At 63.2% G+C, this 17,042-nt stretch carries 14 protein-coding genes; 5 read left to right on the forward strand and 9 right to left on the reverse strand.

Translation table 11 applies throughout. From position 1 onward, the window contains the following. Nucleotides 1–72: 72 nt before the first annotated feature. Nucleotides 73–1,032: an AraC family transcriptional regulator gene (locus tag PATSB16_RS11395; RefSeq protein WP_047214241.1), complete on the forward strand. Its 960-nt coding sequence runs from the start codon at nucleotides 73–75 to the stop codon at nucleotides 1,030–1,032. A gap of 40 nt (nucleotides 1,033–1,072) precedes the next feature. Here PATSB16_RS11395 and PATSB16_RS11400 read toward each other — a convergent pair whose 3' ends face one another. Beyond that, nucleotides 1,073–1,831: an SDR family NAD(P)-dependent oxidoreductase gene (locus tag PATSB16_RS11400; RefSeq protein ID WP_047214242.1), complete on the reverse strand. Its 759-nt coding sequence runs from the start codon at nucleotides 1,829–1,831 to the stop codon at nucleotides 1,073–1,075. A 222-nt stretch (nucleotides 1,832–2,053) separates the two neighbouring features. Between PATSB16_RS11400 and PATSB16_RS11405 the strand changes: the two genes are divergently transcribed. Continuing rightward, complete coding sequence (locus PATSB16_RS11405; protein ID WP_237170223.1) at nucleotides 2,054–2,923, forward strand: AraC family transcriptional regulator; 870 nt, start codon at nucleotides 2,054–2,056, stop codon at nucleotides 2,921–2,923. Nucleotides 2,924–2,954: 31 nt separating this feature from the next. Here PATSB16_RS11405 and PATSB16_RS11410 read toward each other — a convergent pair whose 3' ends face one another. After that, on the reverse strand, nucleotides 2,955–3,557 hold the full coding sequence (locus PATSB16_RS11410) for a helix-turn-helix domain-containing protein (protein ID WP_047214244.1): 603 nt from the start codon (nucleotides 3,555–3,557) through the stop codon (nucleotides 2,955–2,957). Nucleotides 3,558–3,776: 219 nt separating this feature from the next. On the opposite strand from PATSB16_RS11410, the gene PATSB16_RS11415 reads away from it, so the two are divergent. The 3 genes from PATSB16_RS11415 to PATSB16_RS11425 all read left to right on the forward strand — a co-directional run bounded on the left by PATSB16_RS11415 (nucleotide 3,777) and on the right by PATSB16_RS11425 (nucleotide 6,582). Beyond that, a complete protein-coding gene (locus tag PATSB16_RS11415; RefSeq protein WP_083566761.1) occupies nucleotides 3,777–5,087 on the forward strand; it encodes an MFS transporter in 1,311 nt (436 codons plus the stop codon). Nucleotides 5,088–5,099: 12 nt separating this feature from the next. Beyond that, complete coding sequence (locus PATSB16_RS11420) at nucleotides 5,100–5,729, forward strand: glutathione S-transferase family protein (RefSeq protein ID WP_047214245.1); 630 nt, start codon at nucleotides 5,100–5,102, stop codon at nucleotides 5,727–5,729. 82 nt (nucleotides 5,730–5,811) lie between these two features. After that, a complete protein-coding gene (locus PATSB16_RS11425) occupies nucleotides 5,812–6,582 on the forward strand; it encodes an aldolase (RefSeq protein ID WP_072628639.1) in 771 nt (256 codons plus the stop codon). 341 nt (nucleotides 6,583–6,923) lie between these two features. Here the strand turns inward: PATSB16_RS11425 and PATSB16_RS11430 are convergent, their stop codons facing one another. From PATSB16_RS11430 to PATSB16_RS11460, 7 genes are all read right to left on the reverse strand, one after another. Then, nucleotides 6,924–8,384 (reverse strand): NAD-dependent succinate-semialdehyde dehydrogenase, encoded by a 1,461-nt coding sequence (locus PATSB16_RS11430; protein WP_047214246.1) that lies wholly within the window; start codon nucleotides 8,382–8,384, stop codon nucleotides 6,924–6,926. Beyond that, nucleotides 8,381–9,481 carry an alcohol dehydrogenase gene (locus PATSB16_RS11435; RefSeq protein ID WP_047214247.1) on the reverse strand — a complete coding sequence of 367 codons (1,101 nt, stop codon included), beginning with the start codon at nucleotides 9,479–9,481 and terminating at the stop codon, nucleotides 8,381–8,383. The genes PATSB16_RS11430 and PATSB16_RS11435 overlap by 4 nt, the downstream gene beginning before the upstream one ends. A gap of 102 nt (nucleotides 9,482–9,583) precedes the next feature. Next, nucleotides 9,584–10,873 (reverse strand): porin, encoded by a 1,290-nt coding sequence (locus tag PATSB16_RS11440; RefSeq protein ID WP_237170224.1) that lies wholly within the window; start codon nucleotides 10,871–10,873, stop codon nucleotides 9,584–9,586. 12 nt (nucleotides 10,874–10,885) lie between these two features. Further along, nucleotides 10,886–12,814 carry an alkyl/aryl-sulfatase gene (locus PATSB16_RS11445; RefSeq protein ID WP_047214251.1) on the reverse strand — a complete coding sequence of 643 codons (1,929 nt, stop codon included), beginning with the start codon at nucleotides 12,812–12,814 and terminating at the stop codon, nucleotides 10,886–10,888. A gap of 86 nt (nucleotides 12,815–12,900) precedes the next feature. Next, nucleotides 12,901–14,184 (reverse strand): MFS transporter, encoded by a 1,284-nt coding sequence (locus tag PATSB16_RS11450; protein ID WP_047214252.1) that lies wholly within the window; start codon nucleotides 14,182–14,184, stop codon nucleotides 12,901–12,903. A gap of 73 nt (nucleotides 14,185–14,257) precedes the next feature. Continuing rightward, nucleotides 14,258–15,442 carry an acyl-CoA dehydrogenase family protein gene (locus PATSB16_RS11455; protein ID WP_047214253.1) on the reverse strand — a complete coding sequence of 395 codons (1,185 nt, stop codon included), beginning with the start codon at nucleotides 15,440–15,442 and terminating at the stop codon, nucleotides 14,258–14,260. A 10-nt stretch (nucleotides 15,443–15,452) separates the two neighbouring features. Next, a complete protein-coding gene (locus tag PATSB16_RS11460; protein ID WP_047214254.1) occupies nucleotides 15,453–17,006 on the reverse strand; it encodes an AMP-binding protein in 1,554 nt (517 codons plus the stop codon). Nucleotides 17,007–17,042 lie beyond the last annotated feature (36 nt).

A 17,042-nucleotide genomic window follows, 5' to 3' on the forward strand; every position in this document is an offset into this window, starting at 1 on the left:
GTTACGGGGTTGGCGATGGACGATCCATGGCATAAAGTTCGCATTTGGTATCAAATCGTTCGGAGTTTCCACGTGGATTCGCTATCGCAAGTGTTGTCGTTACTGAAGCTGCGCAGCTATGTGTCCGGCGGCTTCGATGCGGCCGGGGACTGGGCCGTGCAATTCGGCGCGCACGAGGGCATCAAATTCCACGCCGTGCTGCGCGGCGCATGCTGGGTGTCGGTCGAGGGAGCGCCCGCTGCCGTGAAGGTCAGCGAGGGCGAATGTTTCCTGCTGGCCGGAGGAAAGCCTTTTCGGCTCGCCAGCGACATGCGCGCCGCACCGGTCGACGTCAGCACGCTCCTGCCGCAGGTCGACGACGAGCGCATCGTCACGTACAACGGGGGTGGCGAATTCCTGAGTATCGGCGGCTATTTCACACTGGCCGATGGCCAGGCCGATCTGCTGTTGAGCATGCTGCCGCCGCTCGTCCATGTCCGCGCAGAGGCGGATCGCGCAACGCTGCGCTGGTGTGTCGAGCGCATGCGGCAAGAGTTGAGCGACGCGCAGCCGGGCGAATTCATCGTCGCGCAACAACTGGCGACGTTGGTACTGGTGCAGACGTTAAGACTGCATTTGTCGAACGAGCCCCGGGAAAAAACGGGATGGCTTTTCGCATTGTCCGACAGGCGCATGCGAGCCGCGATCGATGCCATGCATGCTTCGCCAGGGCGTCGCTGGACCTTGCAGACCCTGGCCGAGCAGGCGGCCATGTCGCGCACGACGTTCGCCCTGCGCTTCAAGGAAACGGTCGGGCTCACACCCATGGCGTATTTGACGCGCTGGCGAATGATGCTCGCCGCCGACCGATTGACCCATTCACGCGATTCGGTGTCGGAAATCGGTCTCGCCCTGGGCTATGAATCCGAGAAATCCTTCAGCACGGCGTTCAAACGAGCGATGAACTGTTCTCCGCGCCGATATGGCCGGCAGAAGAAGGCTGGCATAGGCGGCGCTCAACAAGGCGTTGAAAAACCTGGCGAGCAGGTTTGAATCGGATCAGGCCCACGCAGTCGTCTTTCAACGCCGATCGCTAAATCTGAATCCCACCCGCGACCTCGATTCGCTGCGCGTTGACCCAGCCGAACTCCTCCGACAGGAGTGCCGCGATAACCGGCCCGACGTCTTCGGGCACGCCGGCGCGGCCGAGTGCGGTGTGATCGGCAACTGCCTTGTTGACCTGGGGATTGTCGCGCACGATGCCGCCGCTGAAATCGGTGGCAATGGCGCCCGGCGCGACGACATTGGCGGCGATGCGCCGTGGGCCGAGTTCCACGGCCATGTAGCGGGTCAATGCCTCCACCGCTGCCTTTATCGAGCCGTAGCCGATGCGGTTGGGCATCGCAAAGCGGGCGAGCCCCGAGGAAATGTTCACGATGCGGCCGCCGTCGTTGATCAGCGGCAAGAGCGTTTGCGTGAGAAACAGGACGCCTTTGAAATGGACGTTGTAGAGCTGATCCATCTCGGCTTCCGTAATGGTCTCCAGGCCGGAGGCCGATGAAATGCCGGCGTTGTTGACGAGGTAGTCGAAGCGCCGCGCGCCCAGCTCGCCGAGCGCCGTGCGAACCCGCTCGGCAAATCCGTCGAAGGCGCTTGCATCGCCGGTGTCGAGTTGCAGCGCGATGGCCCGCGCGCCCGCCTCGCCAACGAGCGCGACGACTTTTTCCGCTTCCGCCCGGTTGGATTTGTACGTGATGATCGAATGCACGCCGCGCCGCGCCAGACACAGAACGGCGTTGCGGCCGATGCCCCGGCTGCCGCCGGTGACGATCGCGATGTGATTGCTTGCCATGGTTCAGACCCTTTGTCGAGTTCCGTCAATGGATGTTGACGTGCGGGTCCATTATGTCCACCCCGGGCCGGCGCTAGAATGCCGAAACCATCCAACTTTCTGCCTATTCCTGCCCGGTCGATGCCGGGTGGTGCAATCGCATGCGAGGAACCCGTTATGTCGGACCGGTTGGCCGAAGCGCTGCTGCGCTATACGAACACGCATCCCGGCGAGAGTCCGCTCATGACGCCGATCGACGGCGTCGCCATTCTGCGGTCGGATCACCCCAAGCCGCCCACCCCGATGGTGTCGAAGCCCGCCCTGTGCATCGTCGCGCAGGGTGCCAAGTGGGCGACGTTCGGCGGCAGCAAGCTGGTCTACAGGGCCGGCCAGGCACTTCTGGTTGGCGTCGAAGCCCCTTCGATCGGGCGCGTCGTGGAAGCAAGCCCGGACGAGCCGTGTCTCGTGCTTGCCATTGAACTCGACCTCGCCGTGATGCGCGGCGTCGCCGATGAGCTGGATGAACTGCCAGCGCGCAAAGACGAGACCGGCGCCGGCATCTTCGTCACCGACTTCGACGGCCCGCTCGCCGATTGCGCGCTGCGCCTGGTGCGCCTGATCGACACGCCGCAAGCGATTTCCGTGTTGCGGCCGCTCATCCTGCGCGAAATCTGCTATTGGCTGCTGACCGGCGCGCAAGGCGGCGCGGTCGCCGCGCTGACGCTGAAGAACGGGCCGTCGCAGCGGATCATCGGCGCGATCAACTGGCTGCGCAGCCGCTTCAGGCAAACCATCCGAATCGAGGAACTCGCCGAGCTGGCGCAGATGAGCCCCTCGGCGCTCCATCGCCAATTCAAGGCGCTGACCGCACTCACGCCGTTGCAGTACCAGAAGCAGCTAAGGTTGCTCGAAGCGCGCCGGCTGATGATTTCACACGCGGCCAGCGTCGAGAGCGCATCGTTCGAGGTCGGGTATGAAAGCGCCTCGCAATTCAGCCGCGAGTACGCCCGCATGTTCGGCAAATCGCCCAAGCGCGACGCGACGGCGATGCAACGCACGCTCCAGACCACTCGCTCCAATGCCGCCCGGAAGAGCGCCAGCGGCGCGCATTAATCACGCGCCGTGTAACGCGCCGCCAACGCGATCAACCGCCTACCTTGTTGTCCGCCACGATGATCAGCACCTCGGTATTCGGCTCGACGCCTCGCAGGCGATGCCTGACCAGACCCGGAAACTGCGCATAATCGCCCTGGCGCAGAATCACCGAGTGCGCGGCGAGTTCGATTTCGATGGCGCCGGACAACACGAAGAAAATTTCGTCGCCGCCGTGAAAGGCCTCTTCGCCAAACACCGATTCGGCCGATAGCTGCAGCAGAAACGCGGTCGGGCTCTCGTTGCCATCGGCTCGGCTAAGCGGTGCGAACGCATATTTGCCGGCGTTCACGCGGCGCAATTGCCGCTCGGAGGCGCGCACCACGTGAAGAATGTCTTCGCCGACCTGCTCGCCCAGCAAGGATGCGACCGAGGTGTGCAGCGCCTGCGCCACCCGCACGAGCGCGGCGATCGACAGCGCCTTTTCCCCGCGCTCGAAGCGCGACAGATGCCCTTTGCTCAGGGCGGTTTCCTCGGCCAGTTGTTCCAGTGTCAGCTGTCGGCGCAGCCTCAGCGCGCGCACCAGCCTGCCCGAGGCAGGAATAACGGCGTCGGGCGGCGGCGCCTGCCGGGGATTGCGTGTTTGATAACCCACTGACTACCTCGCTCGTTGTCTTCGCTTGCTGTCTTCGCCTGCGGTCTATTCATCGATTCGGGAACGGGCTCGCAGTCGCCCCGGAGGCAAACTAACCCGCCACACCCGATACGCGTAAACACCTAGCGAATTCCAGAAAATTTGCCTGTCGCCCCGCATTTTAAATCACTATACTTTTGCCCATTGGACAACTTAGTTGTCTTTTCAAAAGGGGCGACCATGAATACGGCAGAAAGCGGAATCACTGAATCGGCGCCGGCGAGCATTTCGTCGGATTCGCGCTTGACGCGCGTTGCCTTGGCCTCGATGGCCGGCACCACCATCGAGGCCTTCGACTTCCTGGCCTACGGCACCGCCGCGGCGCTGGTTTTCAACAAGCTGTTCTTCCCGACGCTGGACCCGACCGCCGGCACCCTGGCGGCTTTCGGCGCGTTCGCGTCGGGGCTGTTCGCGCGCCCCATCGGCGGCATCATCTTCGGCCACTTCGGCGATCGGCTGGGCCGCAAGGCCATCCTGATCCTGAGTTTGATCCTGATGGGCGTATGCACCGTGCTGATCGGGCTGCTGCCGACCTATGACTCGCTGGGCATCTGGGCTGCGGTGCTGCTCGTGCTGCTGCGCATCGGTCAGGGGATCTCGTTCGGCGGCGAATTGGGCGGCGCGATGCTGATGGCCGTCGAGCACGCGCCAAGCCACAGAAAATCGCTGTTCGGCAGCCTGCCGCAAGCCGGGGCGCCGCTGGGCATTCTGCTGTCTTCCGGGGCCTTCGCGCTGATGAACCTGTTGCCCAATGCCAGCTTCATGAGCTGGGGTTGGCGCATTCCATTCGTGGCCAGCGCGGTCCTGATCGCGGTGGGCGTCTTTATTCGCATGAAGGTCGAGGAAACGCCCGACTTCACCGCCGTCCGGCAGCAACGCAAGATTGCCGCCATACCCGCCTGGGACGTCATTGCCCGCCACAAGCGGCCGCTGCTGCTGACCATCGGCGGCAAGCTTGCCGAGGTGACGCTGATTTACACCATCATCGTCTTTTCCATCTCGTATGCGATGGCGAATCTGGGGTTTTCCCGTTCGGCCGCACTCAACGCCGTGGTGATCGGATCGCTCGGCCAAAGCATCACGATTCCGCTCTTTGGATGGCTGGGCGACAAGATCGGCGCGCGGCGCCTCTACATCGCCGGCACCCTGCTGCTCGCGGTGATGGCCGTACCGCTATTCCGCGCCATGGGCAGCGGCTCGCACGTCGTCTACACGGCGGCGGTGGTGATCGCGCTGATGCTCAACTACGCGATCATCTTCGGGCCGCAGTCGAGCCTATACAGCGCACAGTTCCCAGCCGAGTTGCGCTATTCGGGGATGTCGATCGGCATTCAGATCGCGGCCGCGCTCGGCGGCGGCCTGGCGCCGATCATTGCCACCGCCTTGGTCGCCCACGGCGGCGGCATCGGCTCGGTCGGCATTTATCTGACGGTGCTGGGCCTCGTCGGCGCACTCAGCGCGTTCCTGATGAAACCCTCGGCATCCGATTGAGGAGCGCTTGCCATGCTGACGCTATACGATCATCCGAGGTCGGGCAATTGCCATAAAGTTCGCCTGTTCCTCTCGATGCTGCGGCTGCCCTATCAAAGCGTGTTCATCGACGTGCCCAACGGCGCCAACCGCGAACCGTCGTTCACCGCCATCAATCCGCTGCAGCAAATTCCGGTGCTGGCCGACGGCGACGACTCGATTCAGGACAGCCAGGCGATCCTGCTTTACCTGGCGCACCGCCACGCCCCCAACTGGGCTGGCGCCGGCGCCCGAGAGATCGCCGATATCGCGCAGTGGCTTTCCTTCGCCGCCAACGAGATCGGCAACAGCCTGCAGCCCGCTCGCCTGTTCTATCTGCTTGGCGAGGAAATCGACATCGCCGCCGCGCAAGCCAAAAGCCTGCGCGTCATGAAAATTCTCGACGCGCACCTGGCGCGCCGCCCGTGGCTGGCCGCCGGCCGGCCCACCATCGCCGACCTGGCCTGTTTTCCGTATGTGGGGCTGGCGCGCGAAGGCCATGTGCCGCTGGACGACTTTCCGCATGTGCTGGACTGGATAACGCGCATCGTCGCCCTTGACGGCTACGTGACGATGCCCGGCCTGCCGCCGCCACCCGCAACGCCGGATAGCGCCCGCGCATGAGCGCACTCGCCGCCCTCACCGAACGAATCGCGATGACCGCCAGGTTCATCGCCCTCGCATTGCCAATTTCATGGAGAAATAGATGCAGCATGCCCCCAAGCAACACTTCACCGCCGCCGCAGTCGACGCGATGGCGACAAAACTCGATCTCGGCCAGTGGACCGAAGCAGAAAAAATCGCCCTCACCTGCCGCATGCTGGCCATGGAAGGACACTCGGAAACCCTGGCCGGGCAAATCACCGTGCGCAGCACCGACGGCACCTACCTGAGCACCCCGATGGCGGTCGGCTTCGACGAAGTCGACACGCGGCACATCATTCGCGTGGACGACTCGCTGCGCGTCGTCGAAGGCGACGGCATGGCCAACCCGGCGGTGCGGTTTCATCTGTGGGTCTATCGCCGCCGGCCCGACGTGCAATGCATCGTTCATACCCACCCGCCCTGCGTGTCGGCCCTGTCGATGACCGGCCGCCCGCTGCGCATCGCGCACATGGACGCCACCCCGTTCGCCGACGACTGCGCCTTTCTCGCCGAATGGCCCGGACTGCCCATCGCCGACCACGAAGGCGACATCATCTCCACCGCGCTAGGCACCCGCCGCACGATCTTGCTCGCTCATCACGGCTTTCTCGCCGCCTCCTCGTCGATCGAGGAAACCGCCTACCTGTCGATGCTGATCGAGCGCGCCGCGCGCAACCAGCTGCTGGCCGAAGCCACCGGCGAGATCAAGGAACTGGATCCGGCGCTGGCCAGGGAATCTCACGATTTCCTGCTGCTGCCGAGTGTCGTGAAGTCGAGCTTTGCGATGTTTGCGCGGCGGGTGGTGCGGCAGATGGGGGTTGGGGGGCTGTGAACGGGAGTGGCGTTGGTGGAGCGATAAAAGGCGCTGCGGCGAAGTGCCCTCGTCGATCGCCGATCAGATCCCCCGGTGCCCGCGGAGAGAGAGAAAATCAGGGTCACGTCCCGTGCACGTGACAGACGGCACCGATTATTCAAACCCCGAGATCAAGCACGTGACGATCGTTGGGCTGCATCGGGCGAGTTCGGCATGATCGAGCCACGGCCGCTCCTTCACGCCCGGCCAACGATTTCAGATCGAAAGCCATTGCGTCTTTGAGCAAGCGCCAAACGGACGTCACCGCACTCTTCCGATGCGCGCGGAGAGTGCGGGCACGCCCGCGTCGTCAAAACAGCCTAATACGCGGTAATCGACACCGCCTTCGACACGAGATACGCATCCAGCGCCTCCGGCCCGCCCTCGGACCCATAGCCCGAATCCTTGACGCCGCCGAACGGCAGTTCGGGAAACGGCGTCGCGGGCTGATTGATCCAGAGCATGCCAACTTCGACCTGATGCATCAGTCGGTGGATCGTTGCGAACGAACGGCTGAATGCATAGCCCGCGAGACCGTACGGCAAGCGGTTCGCTTCTTCGATGGCGTCGTCCAGACGGTCGAAGCCGCTCACCGCCGCGACGGGGCCGAACGGCTCTTCGTTGAAAATCGACGCGTGGCGCGGCACCTGGTCGAGCACGGTCGGCGCGAAGAAGTAGCCCCGATCGTGCAGTCGCTCGCCGCCTGCGGCCACGCGCGCGCCTTTCGTCACGGCGTCTTGCATGAGCGCTTCCATCGCATCGAGCCGTCTTGCGTTCGCGAGAGGCCCCAACGTGGTGGTATCGCGCAGGCCCTCGCCGACCACGAGCTTGCCGGCGTACCGCACCAGGCCTTCCACGAACTGCGCGCGCACGCTGTTGTGCACAAGAAAGCGGGTCGGCGAAATGCAGACCTGCCCGGCATTCAGGAACTTGGCAACGGCGCTCGCCTTGACGGCGCATTCGACATCGGCGTCTTCCGCGACGATCACCGGCGCGTGGCCCCCGAGTTCCATTGTGACGCGCTTCATGTGGCTGCCCGCGAGCGCCGCCAGTTGCTTGCCGACCGCCGTGGAGCCTGTAAAGGTCACCTTGCGGATGGCCGGATGCGCGATGAGCTGACGCGAAATCTGCGCCGGATCGCCGTAAAGCAGCCCGATGGCGCCGGCCGGCACACCCGCGTCGGCGAACGCCTCGATCAGCGCCGCCGGCGAAGCCGGCGTTTCTTCCGACGCCTTCACAACGATCGAGCAACCCGCCGCCAGAGCCGCTGCGAGCTTGCGCACGACCTGATTCACCGGAAAATTCCACGGCGTGAACGCGGCAACCGGACCAACCGGCTCCTTCATGACGAGTTGCTGCGCCTTCGCGCTGCGCGGCGCTACGATCCGGCCATAGATGCGGCAACCTTCTTCCGCAAACCAGTCGACGATATCCGCCGCCGCGAGAATTTCCCCGCGCGATTCGGCAAGCGGCTTGCCTTGCTCCAGCGTCATGAGTTGAGCGATCTGTGTGGATCGCTCGCGCAACAAGTTCGCCGCGCCGCGCATGATGGCCGCGCGCTTGACCGCAGGGACCAGGCGCCAGGCACGAAACCCCTCGGCAGCGGCATGGGCCGCATCCTCGATGTCGCTGCTGGTGGCACGCGCGACTTGACCGATGACAGCGCCGCTCGCCGGATTCAGCACATCGAGAGTGCCCGTGTCGCCCGCCGCGCGCCACTCGCCGCCGATCAGCAGACGAACGGCAGGATAGGCCGCGACGATGGTTTGAGCTGTGCTCATGATGTCTGGGCTCCTGCTTCGATTGCGGCGTCGATTCCCCTGAAGTCCAGGACGGTGCGGCCAAGAATGCGCCCTCGATGGAGGTCGTCGAGCGCCTCGTTGATTTCCGCCGCGTCGCGCACGCGCACGGGCGTGGGCGCGAGCTTGCCGTCTTTCGCGAGCTGCACAGTCGCCTTGAGATCGTCGAGCGTGCCTACATACGAGCCCACGATCGCAATGGAACGCTGCGCGAGCGGCGGCAGCGGCGTCGTCCACTCGCCGCCGTGCAGTCCGCACAGCACGAGCGTACCGCCCTTTCTAAGCGCGCTGTAGCCGAGGCCGAAGGTCTTCGGCGTGCCGACGAAATCGATCGCGCCCGCGAGCCTGCCGGCCGCCGCCTTGAAGAGCGCCTTCGCTGCGCCTTCGGAATCTGCGCGCAGCGTCTGTGCCGCGCCGAGCGACTGCGCCGCCTGCAGCTTGCTGTCGTCCACGTCCACGGCGATGACGTTCACCACGCCCAGCGCCTTCAGGATCGATATTGCCATCATGCCGACGCCACCGCAGCCGATCACGGCCACCCAGTCGTCGGCGTGTAGCGGCGGGAGCTTGCCGACGGCCGCATACGACGTGACGCCCGAGCAGGCCAGAGTCGCGGCGAAACCGGCATCCAGTCCGGTTACATCGACGAGATACTTCGCGTCGGGCACGACCAGATGCGTGGCGAATCCGCCCGGCAACGCAATGCCGATATTGCGCGGTTTCGCACACAAGTTGGAGCGCCCGGTATCACACGCCCAGCAGTCTCCGCAGCCGATCCACGGGAACACGAGGCGCGTATCGCCCACGGCCGATTCGTCCATGTCCACGTCCGCGCCCACCGCGATCACAGTGCCCAGCACTTCGTGCCCCAGCGTAAGCGGCGGCCGCAAGCCCGCGTCGCTCAGCATCTGCTTGCGGTTCGGGCCGAGTTCGAAATATCCTTTCCAGAGATGGATATCCGAATGACAAAGCCCCGAGTGGCTGATTCGAATCACCACTTCGCGCGGGCCGGGCGTGGGTGTCTCGCGCAGGCGCACTTGCAGCGGCTGACCATGCTCGACGACGTCGTAACTGAGCATCAATGCTTCTCCTTGAAAAATCAAAAACTATCGCTCGACGGTCGAGACACCGGCCTGCGCCGTGCGCGGTGCGCGGTGCATTCTGCATGGCCTCGTGCCGTCCTAGAACTTGTGCCGGATGCCTAACACGGCGAGCGTCTGCTGATTGCTCGTCGAAGCTTTTGTGCCCAGAATGCTGGCCACGGCACGATTACCGGTGGAATCAACGCCAGAAGCGAGCTGGTGCGAGACGAAGCTGTAGAGATCCGTACGCTTGGAAAGGAAATAGTCGACGCCGAGATTGACCTGGTTGTAACCCGCGCCCTCGCGGCCATTGGTTCCACCGTTGCGTGTATATGAATACTCGGCGCCCACCAGGAGTAGCGGCGTGATGTAATAGCCGACATTCGCCTCATACACGTTGATGCTCGCCACACCCCGGTTTGCCGCCAAGGCTGGCGCGAGTCCGCTGACGGCGACCGTGCCGAGATGTTCAAATCGCGTATTGCTGTAGATCAGGCTGAGGCGCGCCTTGCGGAATTTCCACGAAGCTGCCATCGCGAAGGTGTCCTGCTTGCCCGCCGTAGCGTAGCCGCGAAGAATCGGAGGGGCGATATTGCTGCCAGTCGCGCTATCGTTCGCCTTATTACCCCAGAACGAATAGTTCGGCCTGTCGGTCGATTGATACCCAGCCGCGAGCCCAAGCGGACCTCGCATATAGCGCATCGCGACGTTCCAGATCTGATTGCGGGCGATCGATCCAGGCTGACCGCCAAAGCTGTAAAGCGCGTCGACCCGCAACCCATGATAATCGGCGGTCGCGATCTTCAGCGCGTTGGCAATGCGATTGGAGGAGTCCAGGTTGTCGACATCGCCCGGATGGACGCCGAATCCTGACCCCGCCGAGCCGTTGGCAATGGGTAGAAACGGGAAGAACAATTCGAATGTCGACGAGTATTGCCGGCCGAGCGCCGCATAACCTTCCGGACGCTTGATGCCGACGAACGCCTGGCGGCCAAACGCCAGGCCGTTTTGCCCAAGAGCGCCGTTCGCGCTGTTGAAGCCCGATTCGAGTATGAAAATCGCCGAGGTGCGGCCGCCCAGGTCTTCTCGCCCTCTGACGCCCCAACGGCTTCCCGAGTGCGCGCCGTTCGTCATCGCGTATTGATGCGCGCCACCCGCGTTAGTCACATAGCCCAGACCGGTATCGACGAGGCCGTAAAGCGTGACCGACGATTGCGCATGACAGGCCGATGCACAAATCGATGCGCACACGAACGCACCGATACCAACGATTGTCTTCTCCATCTCGTTATCCTTATAGTTGATTACATTTTTTATGGAAACACCAAGCCACCTCTTATCCGTTTCGCCAACTCTGTTTGCCTCTCCGAACAGCGCTTCAGCCGCCACCCGATACGAGCGCTACGGCTCGATCACGTTTAACTGCCCGTCGCCAAGTTCCAGCGTCGCGACGAATGCGTCGAACAGCGTCTTGTCCCCGTCTACTTTCACGAGTGACTTTTCGACGGCGGATCGGAAACCCGCCTCGCCCATCAACACGCGTCCTTGCGCGGCGGCGTCCATGATCACGGTGAAATCGACCGCAGTGTGAGGAGCCATCGACCACGTCAGCGCGCCGTTCGAGACACGCAACGCGTAACGTTGGCCGTGTTCCGTGAACACCCAGTCGATGCGCAGATCGAGGCGCTGCGCCTTGGTCCCGTCGACGGTCACGGCCAGGAAGTCGAAAAACTGGCAAGGCGTCATGGCTAGCAGCAGATCGCCGCCGCGTGTGGCGTGGCCCTTTCCGTCGCCCATGCCTTCGCGCAACTCGCGCGCGCCGAGCAGGAACGCGTTGCGCCACGTCGCGGACTCGGCCTGAAAGCCCATCTGCTCCAGCGCCGCCGCGCCGAGTTCGCGCGCTTCGCGGCACTGCGGGTCGGCAAACACGACGCGGTTCATGACCTCCGCCACCCAGCGATACTCGCCATGGTCGAAATCACGCTGCGCGCGCGCCAGAATCGCCGGGATACCACCCATGTACTCGACGTATCGCGATGCCGATTGCTCGTCGGGCAACGCATGGAGATGCGATGGATTACCGTCGTACCAGCTTAAATAATGCTGATAGATCGCCTTCACGTTGTGCGACACCGTGCCGTAGTAGCCATGCGTGTGCCATTGCGCGCGCAGCGACTCGGGCAACGTCATCTCCTCGGCAATTTCGGACGCCGTGCGCCCCTGATTCATGAGCCGGACCGTCTGGTCGTGCAGGTATTTGTACAGGTCGCGCTGCTGCTCGAGAAATTGCGTGAGCCGCTCGTTGCCCCATGTCGGCCAGTGGTGCTGCGCGAGCACTACGTCGGCGTGGGGCGCATAGCGCTCCAATGCGACATTCAGATAGTGCGACCAGAGCCGTGCATTGCGAACCTGGGCGCCGCGCAACGGACACAGGTTGTGTAGCGTTCGCGTGGCATTCTCGGCGAGATTGAGCGCGCGAAATTGCGGAAAGAAAAAATGCATCTCGGCAGGCGCTTCGCTTTCCGGCGTCAGTTGAAAGACGATCTCCACGCCGTCGATACGGTGCGTCTCGCTTTCCTTTTCGATGAGCATGGTTGGTGCGATGAGCGTCACCGTGCCGCTCGGCATGTTTTTCCCGAGTCCTGAATCAATCTGGCAGCATGCATTGCGCGCGAGCGTGTGCCCGAACTGGAACTGCGCGCGACGATCCATCGCCCGGCCGACGAGCATGTTTTCCGACACCGCCTCTTCCATGAAGCCGGCCGGCGCAATCACGGCCACCTTGCCGGCGCGAACGTCTTTCACGCAGGTCACGCCCTTGACACCGCCGAAATGGTCGGTGTGGCTATGGCTGTAAATGACAGCGACCACCGGTCGGCGCGGACGGTGGGCGTAATAGAGCTCGAGCGCCGCACCGGCAGTTTCCTTCACCGTGAGCGGATCGATCACGATGATGCCCGTATCGCCTTCGATGATCGTCATGTTGGCCAGATCGAAGCCGCGCACCTGATAGATCCGTTCGGTAACCTGGAAGAGTCCGTGAATGCGGTTCAGCCGGGCTTGCCGCCATAGTGCGGGATGCGCCGTCGCGGGCGCGTCTTTCGCGTCGAGAAAGTCATACTCGGAGAGGCTCCAGATCATTCGACCGTATTCGTCACGCACTTCGGCGTCCGGCAGCGTCCCGACAAAGCCGCGCCGCGCTTCTTCCTCGTCGAGGCCGTCTTCTATGGGAAGCGACTGAAGCGCTGCACGATGCGCCGCAATGGTCGAAGCCGTGGCGGTATGGCGAATGTCCGCGGCGGACTGCGAGGATCCGTTGATTATCTGCATGAGGGAAAATTCTCGAGGAGGGATTCGCGGGCGATCGGCGCTCGCATCAGCAAGGCCAGCGCGCCCGGCGTCGGATCATGACGGCTTCAGGATGCCGCCGTGCTGGTGAACGTGGCCTGGTGCTTCGTCAACTGGGAGGTTGCGGGATTCAGCCAGCGCGTGCAGACGAGCCCGGCAACGACCATCACCACCGCCGTCAACACGCAGGAGGCCTCGAAGCCGTTGGACGCTAGCCCGGTAGCGCGCTCAATCATCATGCCGGTGATCACCGGCGCGATTAGTCCAGATACCGAACCGATTGCATTGCTCACGGCGAGAATGGTGCCGCGCTGCGATTCGGGCGTCACTTCGCCGATCATCGTCGCCCCCACCGAGAACATCACCTGAGCCATACCGTTACTCACCATCAGCAGCAGAATCTTTTCGATGGGCGTCAGCGGCAACGCGACGGCGGCACGTAGCAGTCCCGCGATCACGAGCGAGACGGCAATGAAGAGTCCGCGCGATTGCCGCGAGGGCACACCCGAAATCAGCAGCCGCTGCGAAACCCACACCAGCACGAAAGCGAGGAACGTGGCGCCCGCGACGAGCAGCGCGAACAGATGACCGGACCTCGCGGCAGAAAAACCCAGGCCGGCCTGAAGATAGTGCGGCATCCATGTCAGCGTCACGGCGAGCATCCAGTAGGCCGCGAAATGCGCGCAAAACACGCCGAGCACCGTCTTGTCGGCCAGCAGGACGCGATAGGGCAAGCGAAAGCCGCATCCTCTGTCCTTCTCCTGCCTGAGGGTGCTCTCCCCGCCCACGAACTGCCACAGCACGCACCACATCACGCCGACGATCGCGAGCGCCATGAAGTTGGCGCGCCAACCCCATTTCAGCGTGATGGCCGGAATCACGATGCCGGCCAGCAGCAATCCCAGCGCGCTACCCTGATACAGCACGGCCGACGGCAACCCCCGCTTCTCGTTGGGAAACCATTTCGCCAGCTCATGCAGGGAAAGTGGAGAAGCAGGCCCTTCCGATGCGCCGAGCATCGTGCGCAGGATCAGCACCGTGAGCGCCGAACCTGCGAGCATCATCGGCAGTTGGAGAACTGACCATGAGAGCGCCATGATCAGGATGAGATGCCGCGTCTTGAACCGCTCGCTCGCCAGGCCGCCGACGATCGCGAAAATAGCGAACAGCCAGTTCAGGCTACCGCCGATCAAACCAAATTCCGTCGGCGTGATTTTCAGCTCATGCATGAGCGGCACAGCGACCATGCCCAGAACGACCTTGTCGAGAAAATTCACGGTCATCATGCACGCGAGCATGAGGGCAATCACCCACGCTCGCTTGGGGTCATACTCGTTCTGATTCGCCAACATAGTGTCTCCTGTATCCGGATCCATGTTTGATTTGTTTTTCCTGATGGACCCGGTTATGGCTATCGACTGCGTTCTAGTTTGCTTGATCCGCCAGTATCGCTTTGGCGATGGTGTTGCGTTGAATCTCGCTGGTGCCGGTGAAAACGCGGAACATGCGCAACTTGCGGAACGTTTGTTCGACGGGGTGATGACGCGTAACGCCCACGTTGCCATGGATCTGCACGGCCTTGTCGGCGACTTCGAAACAGCGCTCGGAGACAAACAGCTTGCAAGCGGCCGCACGCATGCGCAGGTCGCCGCCCGAGTCCGCCAGATGCGCCGTTTGCGCGATCATCGATTCGCACGCCCACAAGGCGGACGCCATGTCGGCGAGCATGTGCTGAATTGCCTGAAAGCGGGCGATCGGCACGCCGAACTGCTTGCGCGCTTTAGCGTAATCGAGCGAGGCACGATAAGCGGAGGTCGCCAGCCCGAGCATGGTCGGGCAATGCAGCAGCCGATTGACGTTGATGCGCGACATGCCCAGCTTGAAGCCGTTGCCGAAACCACCGAGCACGTTGGCGCGCGGCACGCGCACGTTCTCGAACACGATGTCGGCATCGATATGCTGGCCGGACATCGGCACGTACTGCTCTTGCACGCGCACGCCGGGCAGATCGAGATCGACGAGTACAGCCGAAATGGACGGCGCATCGCTCGCTTCGTCCTTGGCGCCGGTCACGCACATCACGATCGCTACGTCCGCAAACGGCGCGCCGCTGATGTAGTGCTTGTGCCCGTTGACGACCAGGTCGTCGCCGTCGCTGACGGCCGAGGTACGTATGCCCTGCGCGTCCGAGCCCGAGTGCGGTTCGGTGAGCGCGAAGCAGATCGACTTCTCACCGCGAATAATCGGTTGAAAGTAGCGCTGCAACTGCTCCTCGGTGGCCGACTTGAGCATGCTGCCGATGCGCGGCGGTCCACCCAGATCGCCCAGCACGTGCGGAGCGAGCGCCGACCCACTCGCCGCGAGATCCGCTTTGAGCGCGCATTGCTGCAACACGCTGAAGCCTTTGCCGCCCAGCGATTCCGGCAGGCACGCAGCGTAGTAGCCGAGTTCGGAGGAACGCCGCCACACCTTGCGTAACACCTCGCGCGGCCAGACATCTTCGGAACCGAGCTGAAGCTCGCGTTCTAGCGGAATCAGTTCCGACTTCACGAACGCCTGAATGCCTTCGCGCGTCGCGTCGAATTCCGGGGTCGATACATATTCGAACATGGCAAAGCCCTCAATTCACGCGACGATCAGAACCGGTCCAGTACTGCTCGCGCACGACCTTGCGCGCGATCTTGCCGCTCGGGTTGCGAGGCAGTTCGGCGACGAAGGAAATCGAGCGCGGCAGCTTGTAGTCGGCAAGCCGACCGCGGCAATAAGACAGGATCTCTTCCGCCGTGACGTTCGCGGAAGACTTCAACACGATGGCAGCTTTCACACCTTCTCCCCAACGTTCATCAGGAACGCTGAATACGCACGCCTCCACGATGGAAGGATGCTGATAGAGCACCGCTTCGACTTCGGTGGGATAGACGTTGAAACCGCCCGAAATGATCATGTCCTTCTTCCGGTCGACGAGATAGATGTAGCCGCGCTCGTCCACGCGCGCGAGGTCGCCGGTTTTCAGCCAGCCGTCGACGAGCACCTCCGCCGTGAGTTCGGGCGCGCCCCAGTACCCCTTGAAGACATCGTCGCCACGAATCACGATCTCGCCGATGTCGTCGCCCGATACCGGCTGGCCCGCTTCGTCCACCACGTACACCTGGGTCTCGCCGAGCGGGCGTCCGCACGATGCCAGCAATTCCGGCTGACACGCAATGGCGTGCGCGTGATCGGCCTTTGTGAGCCGCGTCACGCCCGAGGTCGACTCGCTCGCCCCGTAACCCTGCGAGAGAACGGGACCGAAACGCTCCCAGGCTTCGCGGATGCGCGCGGGCGCCATCGGCGCGGCACCGTAGGCCAGTTGCTTGAGCGCGCTGAGGTCGGTGCGTGCCAGGCTGGGCTCCTGCAGCAGCATGTTGACCATCGTGGGTACGAGGAACGTGTGCGTGATCCTGAGGCGCTGGAGTTCAGAGAGAAAATGCGCTGGCTCGAAGCGGTCGAACAGCACGAGCGTGGCGCCGCAAAAAAGATACGGCTGCATCAACATACCCGATGCGTGCGTAACGGGTCCGACGAGTGCAAGGCGGTCGCCGGGACGCGGCAACGTATCCATGCCGACCAGCAACTTTCGCAGCGACGCAAGCCGGTTTCCCACCGAGTGCATGGCGGCTTTGATCTTGCCCGTCGAGCCCGATGAAAAATGAAGGACAGCGAGGTCATCGCTCGACACCCGTACGTTGGGCATCGTCGCGGAGGCGCGCGCAAGCAGCGTTTCGTAGCCGCTGTAGCCCTCGGCGGCGGGCCCGATCGACACAAAATTTTCGATGGAATCGAAGCCTTGGGTTCGCGGCGAGTAGTTGGTGAATCCCTCGCCGGCGATGATGACGCGAGGCCGGCAGTTCGACACAACGTCGGTAGCCTCGGCGGCGGTGAATCGCGGATTCAAGGCGGCCTTGACGAGGCCGGCTTTGTACAGCGCGCACTCGATTTCCACGAGTTCGACACAGTTGCGCGACTGCACGGCCACGCGGTCGCCCGGCACCAGGCCGAGGCCGAGCATTGCGTTGGCGAGTCGATTCGATCGTTCGTCAAGCTGGCCATAGGTGAGTACCCGATCCGCTTGCATCACCGCCGCTGCGTCACCCCAATAGGTGGCCGCGCGGCGCAGAAAGTACGCAAAGCTCATGCATGTCTCCAATGTATTGGATTCATTGTGTAACAT

It is taken from the genome of Pandoraea thiooxydans, assembly GCF_001931675.1.
Classification (GTDB): Bacteria; Pseudomonadota; Gammaproteobacteria; order Burkholderiales; family Burkholderiaceae; genus Pandoraea; species Pandoraea thiooxydans.

Bases quoted from the DNA above. Each gene is read 5' to 3' on its own strand.
- PATSB16_RS11400 (WP_047214242.1), bottom strand. From the start codon at position 1,831: ATGGCAAGCAATCACATCGCGATCGTCACCGGCGGCAGCCGGGGCATC.
- PATSB16_RS11405 (WP_237170223.1), top strand. From the start codon at position 2,054: ATGACGCCGATCGACGGCGTCGCCATTCTGCGGTCGGATCACCCCAAG.
- PATSB16_RS11415 (WP_083566761.1), top strand. From the start codon at position 3,777: ATGAATACGGCAGAAAGCGGAATCACTGAATCGGCGCCGGCGAGCATT.
- PATSB16_RS11420 (WP_047214245.1), top strand. From the start codon at position 5,100: ATGCTGACGCTATACGATCATCCGAGGTCGGGCAATTGCCATAAAGTT.
- PATSB16_RS11425 (WP_072628639.1), top strand. From the start codon at position 5,812: ATGCAGCATGCCCCCAAGCAACACTTCACCGCCGCCGCAGTCGACGCG.
- PATSB16_RS11430 (WP_047214246.1), bottom strand. From the start codon at position 8,384: ATGAGCACAGCTCAAACCATCGTCGCGGCCTATCCTGCCGTTCGTCTG.
- PATSB16_RS11435 (WP_047214247.1), bottom strand. From the start codon at position 9,481: ATGCTCAGTTACGACGTCGTCGAGCATGGTCAGCCGCTGCAAGTGCGC.
- PATSB16_RS11445 (WP_047214251.1), bottom strand. From the start codon at position 12,814: ATGCAGATAATCAACGGATCCTCGCAGTCCGCCGCGGACATTCGCCAT.
- PATSB16_RS11450 (WP_047214252.1), bottom strand. From the start codon at position 14,184: ATGTTGGCGAATCAGAACGAGTATGACCCCAAGCGAGCGTGGGTGATT.
- PATSB16_RS11455 (WP_047214253.1), bottom strand. From the start codon at position 15,442: ATGTTCGAATATGTATCGACCCCGGAATTCGACGCGACGCGCGAAGGC.
- PATSB16_RS11460 (WP_047214254.1), bottom strand. From the start codon at position 17,006: ATGAGCTTTGCGTACTTTCTGCGCCGCGCGGCCACCTATTGGGGTGAC.